Here is a 13,816-nt window from a genome sequence, read left to right as displayed (position 1 = left end):
CTTTTTCGTTCGTTAGTTTTACAGTTTAACAGGTAAACTACTATGAGAAAGGTATATCGAAGCTTACTAATATAGATGTTTAAGTAGATAAGTTGATCTGAATCACGGCTTGCTGTAGTTGCTACTAAAGCCCTGAACAGGTTCGTCAGGAGCTATCATATACCCTCTCTCAAGCGAACTTTTCTCGTACTTCCACCACATTTTATGCTATTAATCCGTTTAAACTTTATCGTTTAGAATTGGTAGCCGTCAGGCTTATATAAAACAATATGTATGTAGATGATAACCATCTGAATTCCCCAGACTATCGCAGACGTTTTATTACTTGCTAACCTGTTGTTTCCGATGTCCGCTATGTGTCGAAAGCTAACATCAGAGAAAAACTTTAAAGCTACTAAATCATCACATCGTTAGCTGTTACAAGAAAAGGTTGAGATTTCCGTGACAATATTGCCTTACGGAGAAATTGCTTAAGGGATTCAGGCTCACCCGAAAAGAACGGTTTAATAGCTTTTTCTAGCCACTGCCCTTAACAGCCGTACCCGATATGAGCTGCCCAACCAGCCGCGGAAACGAATGGTGCTGATATCTGTCATACTCTGCCAGTCTGAAGCCCGCTGCTTCGATCAGCTTTGCGGTTTCCCGGTTCAGTTGACAACCGCCGCCGCAGCTTTGCCACAGTGGATTTAACCGATGCTGCCAGCGCTGCACTATCTTGCTATCAGACAGTACATGTTCAAAGAACAGCAAACGGCCACCGGGCTTAAGCACTCTGCTAATCTCTGTAAGTACCTTAATCGGATCCGGTACCGAGCACAGAACCAGAAAACAAACTACCGTATCGCAGCTATTATCAGCCAGCGGAATAACCATCGCATCGGCGCGAATCAGCTCTATTTTACGTTGTTTCTCATACGGCATATCCGCCAGAGTATTCGCAGCCCTCTGCATAACGGCTGCATCCGGCTCCAATGCATACAGCCTGCTTATGGTTTCTGGGTAGCAATGAAAACTGGTACCGGTACCTGAACCGACTTCGAGCACCAGTCCCTCTGCTTGCTGTAATAACAACTCCCTTTCAGGGGTTACGACCTTAGACACCCGATCCAGTATCCAGGGGAAAATCCAGCGATAGTAAGGGTTAAAACTGCGTAGACTCAAACCGGCACTTCCTCTATTCTCTTATTTTGCGGTGCAATAAATTCATATAGTTTTTCAAGGGGTTACATTTATGGCACGTATTAAGATCGATATGCCAGAGAACTACAGTTTCAGTACCGAAATGCCGGTGCGTATCAGCGACATCAACTACGGCGGCCATCTCAGCAACGATGCCGTACTTTCCATGGTGCACGAAGCCCGGGTGCGTTACCTCAACTCTTATAACTATACCGAGCTGGACATCGAAGGCGCCAGCATCATTATGACCGACTCAGCCATTGTTTATAAAGCGGAAGGCTTTCATGGCGACCAGGTGCAGATCGACGTGACTGTTGGCGACTTCAACAAATACGGTTGCGACATCTACTACCTGCTTAGCAATAAGAAAACGGCAGTTGAAATTGCCCACGCAAAAACCGGAATAGTATTCTTCGATTACAACGAACGTAAAGTCGTTGGCGTGCCTCAGGGGTTCAGAAACAGCATCTGTAAAGAGGCAGAATAGCAGCGCATAAAATCAAGCTATATTTGCCTGTATAGAGCCTTTATTTTCACTCTGATTTGACGAAAAAAATGTAAAAAAAAATCACTGATCGGGAAATAAACGATAAGCTAAACTCTTTATAGAACGGGCTATAGAGAGAGTTATCCTAGACTTATGCACAGCTTTGTATGACTGTTTCTGTTAATAACTAAAAGTTGACAACGGCACTTTCAACAAAGCATAAAAAACCGCCAGCTGGCGGTTTTTTTGTTTATCGAAACTGACTACTCATCGTAGTCCTGATATGAGCCCGGTGCCAGGTTCTCAAACTTAGTAAACTGACCAATAAATGCCAACCGGTTACTACCGATCGGGCCGTTACGCTGCTTACCGATAATGATCTCTGCGATACCTTTATCCGGCGAATCTTCGTTATATACTTCATCCCGATAGATAAACATGATTACGTCGGCGTCCTGCTCGATCGCACCCGATTCCCGCAAGTCAGAGTTTACCGGCCGTTTATTTGGCCGCTGCTCCAGTGCACGGTTCAGCTGAGACAGGGCAATTACCGGACATTCCAGTTCCTTCGCCAGCGCTTTAAGGGATCGGGAGATCTCAGAGATTTCTGCCGTTCGGCCTTCGGTATTACCGCCCTTAATCTGCATCAACTGCAGGTAATCCACCATGATCATCGCGATATCACCATGCTCACGGACGATTCGCCGGGCACGGTTACGCATTTCCGTCGGACTGATACCGGCGGTGTCATCGATGAACAGTGGTTTATCCCGCAGCATATTTACCGCAGTGGTCAGCCTTGGCCAGTCATCTTCTTCCAGCTTACCGGAGCGTACCCGGGTCTGGTTGATACGTCCCAGGGAAGACAACATCCGGGTTACCAGCTGATCTGCCGGCATCTCCAGACTAAATACCAGAACCGGTTTATCCTGCGCCATCAGGGCGTTCTCTACCAGGTTCATGGCAAAGGTAGTCTTACCCATCGATGGACGGGCCGCGACAATAATCAGGTCGGAAGGTTGCATGCCACCGGTAGACTTATCCAGCTCCTCAAAGCCGGTGGTAACACCGGTCATGGCACCATCTGAGTTAAACAACTCATCGATCTTATCCACTGCTTTTTTCAGCAGTGGGTTCACCCCGACCGGGCCACCCTCGTTCGGGCGGTCTTCAGCGATCTGGAAAATTTTCTGTTCCGCTTCGCTGAGCACATCTTCACTGGCACGGCCTTCCGGCATGAAAGCGCTATCGGCGATCTCGTTGGCAACTTCGATCATCTTACGCAGCATGGCTCGATCGCGCACAATCTCGGCATAAGCCCGGATATTGGAAGCACTCGGAGTATTCCGCGCCAGCTCTACCAGATAATCGAGACCACCGGCGGCCTCAAGATTACCGGTACGGTCCAGCTCTTCGGAAAGCGTCACCACATCGAGCGGCCGCATATTATTTGCCAGTTTTTCGATAGTCCGGTAGATCAGACGATGATCATGACGGTAGAACTGATCCTCCATCACCGTTTCCGATACTGCATCCCATGCATTATTATCCAACATCAGGCCGCCGAGAACCGACTGCTCAGCTTCCTGAGAGTGGGGCGGTACCTTAATACGCTCGACTTCCGCCGATTCAGGATCCAGATAATCCATAGTCGCAAACACCTTAAACTAATACCTTCTGAGTAACTTCTCTGCTGTCTCAAACGGAAACAGCACAAAACTTATTCACAAGTAATGTTACAAACTTTTCAGACTGGCCAGGTCTGCCGAAACAACGAGCCAAAACGAAAAAAGCACTGCGCAGTATGATACTACGCAGTGCTTCTTAACTCACCCTGATCTGAAACATTCAGATCAGCAGTAACTTTTACTCACCGACAACAATAATGCCGACGTGAGCAGTTACTTCAGGGTGCAGCTGGATAGCAACTTCGAACTCACCAGTGTGACGCAGCGCGCCCTCTGGCAGACGAACTTCGCTCTTAGCAACAGCAATACCGGAAGCAGAGATCGCATCAGCGATATCGTTAGTACCGATAGAACCGAACAGCTTACCTTCATCGCCAGCTTTGGCAACGATAGACAGTTCGATTTCGTTCAGCTGTGCAGCACGTTCCTGAGCAGACAGCAGCTTAGTAGAAGCAGCAGCTTCCAGTTCAGCACGACGTGCATCAAACGTTTCCAGGTTATGAGCAGTTGCAGGAACCGCTTTACCGTAAGGCAGCAGGTAGTTACGACCGTAACCGCCTTTAACAGTTACCTGGTCACCCAGACCGCCCAGTTTGCCAACTTTCTCGAGTAGAATAACTTCCATCTCGCAAACCTCATTGTTAAATCTTGTTCGCCAGTGCAAACGCACTACCGAACTGAAACTTGTTTAATCATCTGCTTCGCTGATATCAGCGCAGCAGACTAACCGTTTTTACTGGTGCGCGTCTGTGTACGGCAGCAGTGCAACAAAACGAGCACGCTTGATAGCAGTCGCCAGCTGACGCTGGTAACGAGCTTTAGTGCCAGTGATACGGCTAGGAACGATTTTACCGGTTTCAGTAACGTAACCTTTCAGGGTATCCAGATCTTTGTAGTCGATCTCAGTAACACCTTCAGCGGTAAAACGGCAGAATTTTCTACGACGGAAAAAACGAGCCATGATATATCTCCTCTAAATAAATATTAAACCGATTACTCGGCAGCAGCTTCGCCAGCAGCAGGAGCTTCTTCAGCTGGTGCAGCTTCAGCAGGAGCGGCTTCAGCAGCAGGAGCTGGAGCTGGAGCAGCAGGCTTCTCAGAACGATCATCGCGACGTGGACGACGCTCTTCACGGCCTTCGGCAGCTTTAATTGGAGATACTTCAGTAACTGCATCTTTACGACGTACAACCATGTTACGGATAACCGCATCGTTGTAACGGAAGATGTTAGTCAGTTCGTCCAGGATTTCCTGAGCACATTCAACGTTCATCAGAACGTAGTGAGCTTTATGGATCTTGTTAATTGGGTAAGCCAGGTGGCGACGGCCCCAATCTTCCAGACGATGGATTGTACCTTCAGATTCTTCAATCAGCTTGGTGTAACGCTCAACCATAGCTGGAACCTGTTCACTCTGGTTCGGGTGAACCAGAAAAACGATTTCGTAATGACGCATTAATTGCTCCTTACGGGTTATACAGCCTTCAAATCGAATCGATAAACGATAGAAAGCAAGGAGTTAAAGTTAGTTCCTCTGAGGGCGAACCATTCAGGGACGCGGCATTATACGCTCGCAGGGAGGGTAACTCAAATGTTATTGGGTATTTATTGAGTACTGATCGAACTGGACGTTGGGCAGATTCTATTCGCGAGTGGCTAGAACGCCGCTTCGCGGCTCGCTAGAACGGAAAGCAAGCTTTCCTGCTAGTCGCTAGGAAGAACCTTCTTTATAGGCTTGAATGAAATCGTACGATTTAAGACAGAGCGGCGCTCTGTAGACGAACAATAGACCGTAAATAATCTACACCTGGAACGGAGCCTTCGGCTCCTGCCAGAGGCCAGGGAAACCTTCTTTCTAACCTGATGTGACATCGTGCTACGTAAGTTAGAAAAAGTTTCTGAATACAAAGAATATGGCTATGCGGAAAAGGAGATCGACGCTTCTACTTTAATGCCGTCTTTCGACACTAAGCGACAATCCCCTTGTTCAGCTCGTTTGAGAAGACCGTGCCAGCTTCAATTACAAGCTGTCCTGTCCCTCTTTAATTGCCACCACAATATCTTCCATTTCTTCGTTAGAGAGCATATTTCCACCTTATTTATACAAAGTTAAGTAACTGTAAAAACTGCAACGCCAATAACAGGGCATTAATTCACTACCAGGCAGCATTTTCAGATCGAACAATACGAGAAAGTTTGAGTCAAAAAAATACCCACAAAAGGGCAGAAGGTCCAAGCAGGCTTTTGCGTCAATTAGCGTAGGAATTGACAGTTGAGCATCAGCTGCCTGTTTGAGTGATCGCTATTTGCATGTTGGTTATCCGCTGCAATACAAAGCAGATATTGCGCTAAACGTTGAAAGTCACGTCTGGATTATTAGCAAAAAGCCGCCAACAGGAGGCTATATATTATCCATTCTCCGGTTTGCATCGGCTAAGAGAAATTCGTAAAGGGCGCTAGCTGCAGGCCCGGTTTGAACGGCCTTTGGCAGAGAAAGGTGGATAGGTACCTGATAACGCGCGCCTCCCAGTAAGGGCAACTTTTTGACCTGCGTTGTATCCAGGCTGGCCAGTATATGTTCAGGTAAGCGGCAAAACCCCAGACCTTGACTCACCGCCGCCCAGGCATGGTCAAAGTTATCCACTGTCAGGCGCTGTTGAGATTTCAGCCAGCCAACGTCCTGTTCATCCGGATCTTCAATATGCCCCAGATCCCGCACAATAATTTGAGTTTCAGATAGCAGATCCTCAGAGCAAATACTGCTTTTCTGAGCTAATGGGTGATGCCTCGATACCACCGGAATCATAGTGACAACACCAAAAGCTTCAGCCAGATAGTTTGTGACTGGCAAGGTGATAATTGCGATGTCAGCCTGCTGGTTAATCACCGCATCCCGGGTACTCGATAGTGATGTTTCCCTGACCTGTATAGATGTTCCTGCATTACTGGCAAGAAACTCAGAGATGGGGCGATACAGCCAGTCGCGGTTGCATAAGTGATCGATAGTAACAGTGATCTCTGACTCAATCCCTTTAGACAACTGGCTCCCTAATAACTCAAGCTCATTTGCCTGATCAACTATAGGTTCAGCCCGGCGTAATAAAGACTTTCCATCATCGGTTAAAACTGCCCTGCGTCCTTCAACACGGATTAGCGACACCCCCAGCTGCTGTTCCAGCTTTTTGATCGCATAAATCAGCGTTGTATGGCTCTTATTCAAGCGTGAAGCTGCTGCCTGGATGCTGCCGGCTTTATCGACTTCGATAAGCGTCAGCCATTGATCTAAGGTTGTTTTTAATCGCATGGCCTAAATTTTACACACTTGAAGGCAGTTTATTGAACTTTTTATTGTATTTTTTAGAGGTATCATTTCCCCATCTCTAGACGTTCCTGACCGGTCACTTTGAATTCTTGAGTCAAAAATTATTGTTCATTTAGAAATATGGTGTAGAGAAAATGAAGACATTATTGCAGGTGGATTTTGATTATCAGGGCCCCTTTGGTGAGGTAATGAGCAGCGCCCTGAAAGAACTCGCCGAGTCGATCAACCTTGAGCCCGGAATGATCTGGAAGCTATGGACCGAGAACGAGAAAGCTCAGCTAGCAGGTGGCGTATACCTGTTTCAAGATGCAACCACTGCTCAGGCCTATCTTGAAATGCACGCCGCACGCCTTAAAGCGATGGGCATCGATGAAGTACGAGGCAAACTCTTCGATATTAATGAAACGCTATCGCTCATTAACAAAGGGCCCTGCAGTTTAGTCTGAAGGTAGTTAAATCGAAAATAGTTAAATCGAAAATAGTTAAATCGAAAATAGTTAAGTCTGAAAATAGTCCAGAAATCCGTCCGGGCTACACTCCGGGCACAATGAGATATAGAAGAGCAAATGATCCGAGGTAACTTATGAACAACAGAGTTTTCTTAACTATTCACAGCGTTATATACGCAGCTTTTGCTATCGCGCTTTTCTCTATACCGGCCCAGCTATGGCCGCTTTACGGTGTAAGCGTAAACGATCAGTACGCCTACTTCCTGTCACAGCACAACAGCATATTCCTGGGAGGGCTGGCGATTATCAGCTTTCTGTTTCGTGATATTGCAACAGGCAGTCAGAGCGCGCAAAAACTATTTAACGGCCTGATGTGGACCAATATTCTTGGCCTCATCATCACCCTGTACGCTTGCCTTACTAAGGTATTCACAGGCTTCGGCTGGTCAGACCCAGCCTTCTTCGCTCTATTGGCAGGGCTGAGTTTCTTACAAAACCAAAAAAATCGTTAAGCTAATTCGATCTGGAATCATTCACCTCTGTCAGAAATCAAAAAACCGCCAACGGCGGTTTTTAAATTCAATCCATCTTACGGAGCAGGTTTCCACCCATTCTAGTAACAATAGCTTTTCTTAGCCGCTAATAAGCTACGCTTGCGTAACGCCGGGCTTTAATTAGTTTATATCAGGAAGTGCTTGGCTCATCTTGGCACAGAATAACTTACTGCTATGTTTCAAAGGCTCTTTACGAATTGAGGCCCAGCAACGGTCAAGGTTTGGAAAGGGGGTGAATGAATGCCCATTACGGAGATCAACCAGGTACACATAACTGTAGAAACTACGCTCTTCCCAAGGCTCGATTTCATGACTGATTTTTAAGCAAGAGTAACGCCGAAATATACTCACCCCTTGCCGTTGGGGGCCAACAAAGTGCCGATAATATTCTTTCTCGTAAGGTTTACCACGTACCCGCTTATCAACATATTCGCGACATTGCTCAACATCGGTTACCTGTTTATCAAACAACAGTACCCCCATAGTCACTGGCGTCCCCCGATAGTTGAATCCACCTAGCAGGTAGACTTTATTCTCGTCGGCTTTTCCTGGCAGGCTCAGCAATATAAGCCATAGTATTACCCCTAAACGAAACATAGCCCCCCCTACAAAACCAGCAACGATCCTGACTAATTGTAATACAAAAAAACCGCCAACAGGCGGTTTTCAAATTCGATCAATCTTACAGAGCAGGTTTCCCCCCATTCTAATAAGAAGGTTTTTCCTAGCCACTAGCAGGAGCCGAAGGCTCCTGCTAGTGGCTACTGCCCTTTATTCGACTTCTTTGATCTCGTAACTGTGGGTAATTTCTACCCCGCCCTTCTCCAGCATCAGGGATGCAGAGCAGTATTGTTCAGCTGAAAGTTTTACTGCACGCTCAACATGTTTTTCTTTAAGGCCACGACCGGAAACCACGAACTTTACATGTATCTTAGTGAAAACCGCGGGTACTTCATCGGCACGCTCAGCATCGATCTCAGCAACACAGTCAACCACATCCTGACGGGTCTTCTTCAGAATTCCGATCACATCGTAGGAGGTGCAGCCACCCAGACCCAGCAACATCAGTTCCATCGGCCGAGGGCCCTGCTTCAGTTCACCATCGAGAGTAATATCAAAACCTGAACCGGTAGTTCCTTTGAAACGAACATCGCCGTCCCACTGTACTTTTGCTTGCATAGTTTTAGCTCTTCTTATGACTCTTTTAATGAGTTCTTCTTAATATTTATAATTAAGCTGCGTGTGTGCGCAGCTTATTTAACAACTTACTTAGCAGCTTATTTGGCGAACAGCTCAGCTAGCTTCTGACCTGGATCATCCGCCCGCATAAAGGCTTCACCCACCAGGAAACTATCCACATTGTGCTCGCGCATCGCCAATACATCCTCGTGCCCCAGAATACCACTTTCAGTGACTACGATACGGTCATCCGGAATCATATCCAGCATCTCGTAAGTGTGCTCCAGGGTAACTTCAAAGCTGTGCAGGTCACGGTTATTGATACCTACCAGACGGTTACCCAATGGCAGGGAGCGCAGCAACTCCTCTTTGTTATGCACTTCGATCAGTACATCCATACCCAACTCAATCGCCAGCGCATTCAGCTCCGCCATCTGTTCATCACTCAGCGCAGCAACAATCAACAGGATACAATCGGCACCGATCGCACGGGCTTCATAAACCTGATACGGATCGACAATAAAGTCCTTACGGATAATAGGCAGGGAGCAGGCCGCACGGGCCTCCATCAGGTACTCTTCATGACCCTGAAAGTAATCAGCATCGGTCAGTACTGATAAACAGCTGGCACCACCGTCCTCATAAGAACGGGCAATATCAGCTGGCACAAAAGGATCGCGGATAACACCTTTGGAAGGGCTCGCCTTCTTTGCCTCAGCAATAATCGCTGAACGGCCTTCGGCCAGTGCTTTCTCCATAAACGCCACAAAACCACGGGGATCAGATTCACTGCCCTTCTGCTGTTCTATACGCGCTTTCAGATCGGCAATAGTAGTAACCGGCTGACGCTCGGCGATCTCTTCGTATTTGCGGGCAATGATTTTCTTCAGGATGGTTGGTGTATCTGGATTGCTCATTATTCGCCCTTAAAACTTTGCGTAAATTCAGCCAGCTGTTTCATTTTGGCAGCAGCAGCACCACTAAGAATGACGGCTTTTGCCTTAACCACACCGGCTTTCAGGCTGTCTGCATGATCAGCAGCATAGATTGCAGCACCGGCATTCAACGCGATCATATCGACCGCCTTCATATTTTCACCGGCAAATGCTGCGTCGATCAGCGCCCGGCTCTCGGCAGAGCTATTCACCTGTAATCCATCCAGCGACTGAACCTCCAGCCCGGCATCGACAGCATTGATTGTATATTCACTGATTGCGCCATCTTTCAGCTCTGCTACAAAAGTATTCGCTGCCAGACTGATCTCATCCAGACCATCGCCGGCATGTACCACCAGGGCATGCTTAGCACCCAGTGCCTGCAACACTTCGGCCAGCGGACGACAAAGCGACTTATCAAATACACCCAGCAGGTAATGTTTAGCGCTGGCAGGGTTGGTCAGCGGTCCCAGGATATTAAACAGGGTACGCAGGCCCATCTCTTTACGCGGACCGATCGCATATTTCATAGCACTATGATGCTGCGGGGCAAACATAAAACCAACTCCCACTTCATCGATACAACGCCCGACCTGCTCCGGGTTGATCGCCAAATTAACCCCAGCAGCCTCGAGCAGATCGGCAGCGCCGGAGCTTGAGGAAACCGAACGGTTACCGTGCTTAGCGACATTGCCGCCCGCAGCAGCAACCACAAAAGAGGAAGCACTTGATACATTAAACAGGTTAGATCCGTCACCACCGGTGCCGACAATATCCACCGCATTCGTGGCTTTTACCGAAACCGGGATCGCCAGTGCGCGCATACCATCGGCCGCGCCGGTAATTTCTGCGACGGTCTCGCCTTTCATACGTAGCGCGATCAGCAACCCGCCGATCTGAGCATCGGTCGCGTTGCCGGTCATGATTTGATTCATTACCGCTTTCATCTGGTCGGCAGTCAGATCCTGACGCTCAACCACAGCTTCCAGAGCTTGTTGAATATCCATTGCTGTATCCGCTTACTGTTTTTTACGCTTAAGAAAATTAGCCAGAAGATCGTGGCCCTGCTGGGTCAGAATCGATTCCGGGTGAAATTGAACGCCTTCGATATCCAGCGTTTTGTGCCGCACACCCATGATTTCATCCATCGAACCATCTTCATTCTGGGTCCAGGCGGTCACTTCAAGGCTGTCCGGCAGGGTATTTTTATCGACAACCAGTGAGTGGTAACGGGTCACGGATACCGGATTTTCGAGGCCTTCAAAAACCCCGCTGTTATTGTGGTATACCGGTGACACTTTACCATGCATAACCTGACGGGCACGGATGACATCCCCACCAAACGCCTGACCTATACCCTGATGGCCCAGGCAGATACCGAAGATCGGCAATTTGCCGGCAAAGTGATTGATCGCCGCCACAGAAATACCCGCCTCATTCGGCGTGCACGGTCCGGGAGATATCACCAGTTGTTCAGGGTTGAGCGCTTCGATCTGCTCAATCGTAATTTCATCATTACGATGCACCTGTACATCGGCACCCAGCTCACCCAGATACTGTACGACGTTATAAGTAAAGGAGTCGTAGTTATCTATCATTAACAACATATTAAATCTAACCAACTGTTTTATGCAGATTTAGTCGCTAATCATCGATTTATTACCCGGCGTATTGCCCGCTTTTCTCGTGACTGGAAAAGGATGATTGCGGAGAATGACGGATATAGTACAGCAACAGAAAGCGGGATAACACAACAGGTAAGGATCATAGAAAGGTTATACCGAATGGTAACTACTTCAGTTTCTAAGGAATTCTATCCTCAGTAGCTACCAGACTCAAAACCATCTCCCTCTTTCAGGTTAATTTCATATTAGATATATATAGTTAGCGCACTTTCAGAGAGAAACTGTATTGCCCGTACAGATCATTGCCAGACCAGCCTTTGCGCAACCAGGGTCTTCAGAAAATGATGGTGGGCAGGCAGAAAAGATAACTATCTTTCTATATACTTCGCCCAACAGGGAGAGAGTTACGCCAACAGACATAAGTGTCTGATTAAAAAGCCTAGCTCAGAGTTATATTAATATCAGTGAGGATATTCAAATGATTGCTTCAGCGAAACAGAACAAAACCATCCCCTCCATTTTTGCAACGCTGTTGCTGCTACTGTCAATTCCGGCGGTGGCTAAAGAGCCTGTATACACATCTTTCTTCAGTGATGTAGCGATTTCCGGCTATGACGCCGTGGCCTACTTTACTGAAAACAAACCACAAAAAGGCAGCAGCAACTTTGTAAGTGAATATAAAGGTGCACAGTGGCACTTCAAAACTGCAGCTAACCTGGCTGCATTTAAAGCATCTCCTGAAAAATATGCACCACAATATGGCGGCTACTGCGCCTGGGCCGTTGCCAACAACGATACCGCTTCCGGCGACCCACAACAGTGGACCATACATGATGGCAAGCTATACCTTAATTACGATGCCAAAGTTCAATCAATGTGGCTGAAAGATAAAGTAAACCTGATCGAAAAGGCCGATAGCAACTGGCCCGGCGTTATCCGATAACAGGCTTTCACTGTTAATAATAAAATCCCGATTAAACCGTTAAGGACATGCCATGAAATCCCGAATCATATCTGTAGCCAGCTGGATCGTTGTACTCTGGACCTGCAAAGTTTTCTTAAGCTCTCTGCCTTACAAGTTTTCAGGTCATCCGGATACACAGCACATCTTTTCTACCATCGGCGGCTGGATGAGTAACACTATTTCCTCTGGCCTGGGTAACTGGTTCACCCAGTATGGAGCCTACGTTGTCGGCTCTACCGAACTGTTTATCTCTGTGGTGCTGCTACTGCCTGCGGTTTTCTTTATTCTGAAAAAGCTCAACATTATCAGCAAAACACCGGAACGGGCGTTGATTCACAGTGTCGGTGGCGTTATGGCTGCATCGGTAATGCTTGGCGCCGTATTTTTCCACCTGGCGACGCCACTGGGTATTGTGGTATTGCATAATGGTCAGAGCGATCATGGTTCACTGTTCTATGCTGCGGTTTCTATTCTGGTCCTAGGCTTTACAATGGCTCTGGTTAACTTTACTTACTGGCGCTCACTTAAATCTGCCAGCTGAATTAAAAACCGTAACTGGTCACACATTTATTGGTCACATATTACTCGCTAAGAGCCACCTGACTTTTATGATTATTCGAATAGTATTGGTAATTTCATATATTGCGTCCTGCATCCGGTTGAGAGCGAAGCCCTGGCGCTACTTTCAGCTCAATGCTGACTATTTCAATAAGGAAAAAGGGCTCTACTCCAAGCAGGATATAAACGACCTGATTCCCGAACAGTGGCAATTAGCACAATGGATTGATAGCCCCGAAGTGACACCTGACGCCTTTCCGGTATTCATAAAACCGGAATGGGGCCAGAACTCAAAAGGGATACTGCGGGCAGATAATAGCGAGGAGCTGAATCAAATTCGGGCGCAGCAGGACAACACCGCGCAGGTTCAATACCTGGTGCAGGAAGCCGCTACCGGGAAAATCGAGTTTGAGATCTTCGCCATCCCCTCAGCCACCTCTGCAGATAAATACGCAATGCTTTCAGTTACCCAGGTGGCCAACCACGAAGATGACGATTTCCCAATTAACGGCATCTATAACAAGAATACTGAGTATCTTGATATCACCCCCCAGCTGAGCGACGACAATCTGGACCAGCTCTGGAGCTATCTGAAAGCGGTTGGCCGTTTTCGTATATCCCGCTTCGGTGTCCGGGCAGACTCAGTGGAAAGTTTACTGCAGGGCGAGTTCAAGATCATCGAGATCAACCTGTTCCTGCCGATGCCGTTGGTGTTGTTAACCTCAAATACCAACACCCGGGCTAGATTTAAGGCTGCGCTGAAGTGCACCTGGTTGTTGGCCAAAGTAACCAGAACCCTGCCAAACATAGAGAAAGAACCGGTCATATTCTTTAAAAAACTGGCATTTATCCGCCGCACAGACCGTACTGATTGAGT

The 13,816-nt window shown here is 47.5% G+C and carries 17 protein-coding genes; 6 read left to right on the top strand and 11 right to left on the bottom strand.

The window, feature by feature from the left end; translation table 11 throughout:
• Positions 1 to 516: 516 nt before the first annotated feature.
• Positions 517 to 1,161, bottom strand: a complete 645-nt coding sequence (locus ACQUQM_RS22780; RefSeq protein WP_432472158.1) for a class I SAM-dependent methyltransferase — start codon at positions 1,159 to 1,161, stop codon at positions 517 to 519.
• 70 nt (positions 1,162 to 1,231) lie between these two features.
• On the opposite strand from ACQUQM_RS22780, the gene ACQUQM_RS22775 reads away from it, so the two are divergent.
• A complete protein-coding gene (locus ACQUQM_RS22775; RefSeq protein ID WP_432472157.1) occupies positions 1,232 to 1,666 on the top strand; it encodes an acyl-CoA thioesterase in 435 nt (144 codons plus the stop codon).
• 263 nt (positions 1,667 to 1,929) lie between these two features.
• On the opposite strand, the gene dnaB is transcribed toward ACQUQM_RS22775, so the two are convergent.
• From dnaB to ACQUQM_RS22750, 5 genes are all read right to left on the bottom strand, one after another.
• The gene (gene dnaB, locus ACQUQM_RS22770; protein ID WP_432472156.1) at positions 1,930 to 3,315 is read right to left on the bottom strand and encodes a replicative DNA helicase; all 1,386 of its coding nucleotides are present in this window, start codon (positions 3,313 to 3,315) and stop codon (positions 1,930 to 1,932) included.
• A 217-nt stretch (positions 3,316 to 3,532) separates the two neighbouring features.
• Positions 3,533 to 3,979, bottom strand: coding sequence for a 50S ribosomal protein L9 (rplI, locus tag ACQUQM_RS22765; protein WP_432472155.1), 447 nt, complete (start codon positions 3,977 to 3,979; stop codon positions 3,533 to 3,535).
• Positions 3,980 to 4,087: 108 nt separating this feature from the next.
• Positions 4,088 to 4,315: a 30S ribosomal protein S18 gene (gene rpsR, locus ACQUQM_RS22760; protein ID WP_432472154.1), complete on the bottom strand. Its 228-nt coding sequence runs from the start codon at positions 4,313 to 4,315 to the stop codon at positions 4,088 to 4,090.
• Between the two features lie 32 nt (positions 4,316 to 4,347).
• Positions 4,348 to 4,809, bottom strand: coding sequence for a 30S ribosomal protein S6 (gene rpsF, locus ACQUQM_RS22755; RefSeq protein ID WP_432472153.1), 462 nt, complete (start codon positions 4,807 to 4,809; stop codon positions 4,348 to 4,350).
• A gap of 945 nt (positions 4,810 to 5,754) precedes the next feature.
• Complete coding sequence (locus ACQUQM_RS22750; RefSeq protein ID WP_432472152.1) at positions 5,755 to 6,657, bottom strand: LysR family transcriptional regulator; 903 nt, start codon at positions 6,655 to 6,657, stop codon at positions 5,755 to 5,757.
• A 152-nt stretch (positions 6,658 to 6,809) separates the two neighbouring features.
• Between ACQUQM_RS22750 and ACQUQM_RS22745 the strand changes: the two genes are divergently transcribed.
• Together ACQUQM_RS22745 and ACQUQM_RS22740 are read left to right on the top strand one after the other, a co-directional pair.
• Positions 6,810 to 7,121 (top strand): monooxygenase, encoded by a 312-nt coding sequence (locus ACQUQM_RS22745; protein WP_432472151.1) that lies wholly within the window; start codon positions 6,810 to 6,812, stop codon positions 7,119 to 7,121.
• A gap of 137 nt (positions 7,122 to 7,258) precedes the next feature.
• Positions 7,259 to 7,636, top strand: a complete 378-nt coding sequence (locus ACQUQM_RS22740; RefSeq protein ID WP_432472150.1) for a hypothetical protein — start codon at positions 7,259 to 7,261, stop codon at positions 7,634 to 7,636.
• Between the two features lie 162 nt (positions 7,637 to 7,798).
• Here the strand turns inward: ACQUQM_RS22740 and ACQUQM_RS22735 are convergent, their stop codons facing one another.
• From ACQUQM_RS22735 to ACQUQM_RS22715, 5 genes are all read right to left on the bottom strand, one after another.
• Entirely contained in the window at positions 7,799 to 8,275 is a 477-nt protein-coding gene (locus ACQUQM_RS22735) for a hypothetical protein (protein ID WP_432472149.1), read from the bottom strand.
• A 174-nt stretch (positions 8,276 to 8,449) separates the two neighbouring features.
• Positions 8,450 to 8,857 carry an OsmC family protein gene (locus ACQUQM_RS22730; RefSeq protein ID WP_432472148.1) on the bottom strand — a complete coding sequence of 136 codons (408 nt, stop codon included), beginning with the start codon at positions 8,855 to 8,857 and terminating at the stop codon, positions 8,450 to 8,452.
• 98 nt (positions 8,858 to 8,955) lie between these two features.
• Complete coding sequence (trpC, locus tag ACQUQM_RS22725) at positions 8,956 to 9,774, bottom strand: indole-3-glycerol phosphate synthase TrpC (RefSeq protein WP_432472147.1); 819 nt, start codon at positions 9,772 to 9,774, stop codon at positions 8,956 to 8,958.
• Complete coding sequence (gene trpD, locus ACQUQM_RS22720; protein ID WP_432472146.1) at positions 9,774 to 10,799, bottom strand: anthranilate phosphoribosyltransferase; 1,026 nt, start codon at positions 10,797 to 10,799, stop codon at positions 9,774 to 9,776. Before trpD ends, trpC begins: the two co-directional genes overlap by 1 nt.
• 12 nt (positions 10,800 to 10,811) lie before the next feature.
• Positions 10,812 to 11,399, bottom strand: a complete 588-nt coding sequence (locus ACQUQM_RS22715; RefSeq protein ID WP_432472145.1) for an aminodeoxychorismate/anthranilate synthase component II — start codon at positions 11,397 to 11,399, stop codon at positions 10,812 to 10,814.
• A gap of 496 nt (positions 11,400 to 11,895) precedes the next feature.
• Here ACQUQM_RS22715 and ACQUQM_RS22710 point away from each other — a divergent pair, with 496 nt between their 5' ends.
• From ACQUQM_RS22710 to ACQUQM_RS22700, 3 genes are all read left to right on the top strand, one after another.
• Positions 11,896 to 12,360, top strand: coding sequence for a YHS domain-containing (seleno)protein (locus tag ACQUQM_RS22710; protein ID WP_432472144.1), 465 nt, complete (start codon positions 11,896 to 11,898; stop codon positions 12,358 to 12,360).
• Positions 12,361 to 12,412: 52 nt separating this feature from the next.
• A complete protein-coding gene (locus ACQUQM_RS22705) occupies positions 12,413 to 12,922 on the top strand; it encodes a hypothetical protein (protein WP_432472143.1) in 510 nt (169 codons plus the stop codon).
• A gap of 67 nt (positions 12,923 to 12,989) precedes the next feature.
• Positions 12,990 to 13,814: a hypothetical protein gene (locus tag ACQUQM_RS22700; protein WP_432472142.1), complete on the top strand. Its 825-nt coding sequence runs from the start codon at positions 12,990 to 12,992 to the stop codon at positions 13,812 to 13,814.
• The last annotated feature ends 2 nt before the right edge of the window (positions 13,815 to 13,816 follow it).

This window comes from Amphritea sp. HPY, from assembly GCF_050870985.1.
Taxonomy (GTDB): Bacteria; Pseudomonadota; Gammaproteobacteria; order Pseudomonadales; family Balneatricaceae; genus Amphritea.
This window is presented reverse-complemented; position numbering and strand designations above follow the sequence as displayed.

Bases quoted from the DNA above. Each gene is read 5' to 3' on its own strand.
- ACQUQM_RS22710 (WP_432472144.1), top strand. From the start codon at position 11,896: ATGATTGCTTCAGCGAAACAGAACAAAACCATCCCCTCCATTTTTGCA.
- ACQUQM_RS22735 (WP_432472149.1), bottom strand. From the start codon at position 8,275: ATGTTTCGTTTAGGGGTAATACTATGGCTTATATTGCTGAGCCTGCCA.
- ACQUQM_RS22745 (WP_432472151.1), top strand. From the start codon at position 6,810: ATGAAGACATTATTGCAGGTGGATTTTGATTATCAGGGCCCCTTTGGT.
- ACQUQM_RS22750 (WP_432472152.1), bottom strand. From the start codon at position 6,657: ATGCGATTAAAAACAACCTTAGATCAATGGCTGACGCTTATCGAAGTC.
- ACQUQM_RS22700 (WP_432472142.1), top strand. From the start codon at position 12,990: ATGATTATTCGAATAGTATTGGTAATTTCATATATTGCGTCCTGCATC.
- ACQUQM_RS22775 (WP_432472157.1), top strand. From the start codon at position 1,232: ATGGCACGTATTAAGATCGATATGCCAGAGAACTACAGTTTCAGTACC.
- ACQUQM_RS22715 (WP_432472145.1), bottom strand. From the start codon at position 11,399: ATGTTGTTAATGATAGATAACTACGACTCCTTTACTTATAACGTCGTA.
- trpC (WP_432472147.1), bottom strand. From the start codon at position 9,774: ATGAGCAATCCAGATACACCAACCATCCTGAAGAAAATCATTGCCCGC.
- dnaB (WP_432472156.1), bottom strand. From the start codon at position 3,315: ATGGATTATCTGGATCCTGAATCGGCGGAAGTCGAGCGTATTAAGGTA.
- ACQUQM_RS22730 (WP_432472148.1), bottom strand. From the start codon at position 8,857: ATGCAAGCAAAAGTACAGTGGGACGGCGATGTTCGTTTCAAAGGAACT.
- rplI (WP_432472155.1), bottom strand. From the start codon at position 3,979: ATGGAAGTTATTCTACTCGAGAAAGTTGGCAAACTGGGCGGTCTGGGT.
- rpsR (WP_432472154.1), bottom strand. From the start codon at position 4,315: ATGGCTCGTTTTTTCCGTCGTAGAAAATTCTGCCGTTTTACCGCTGAA.
- ACQUQM_RS22705 (WP_432472143.1), top strand. From the start codon at position 12,413: ATGAAATCCCGAATCATATCTGTAGCCAGCTGGATCGTTGTACTCTGG.
- rpsF (WP_432472153.1), bottom strand. From the start codon at position 4,809: ATGCGTCATTACGAAATCGTTTTTCTGGTTCACCCGAACCAGAGTGAA.
- ACQUQM_RS22740 (WP_432472150.1), top strand. From the start codon at position 7,259: ATGAACAACAGAGTTTTCTTAACTATTCACAGCGTTATATACGCAGCT.
- trpD (WP_432472146.1), bottom strand. From the start codon at position 10,799: ATGGATATTCAACAAGCTCTGGAAGCTGTGGTTGAGCGTCAGGATCTG.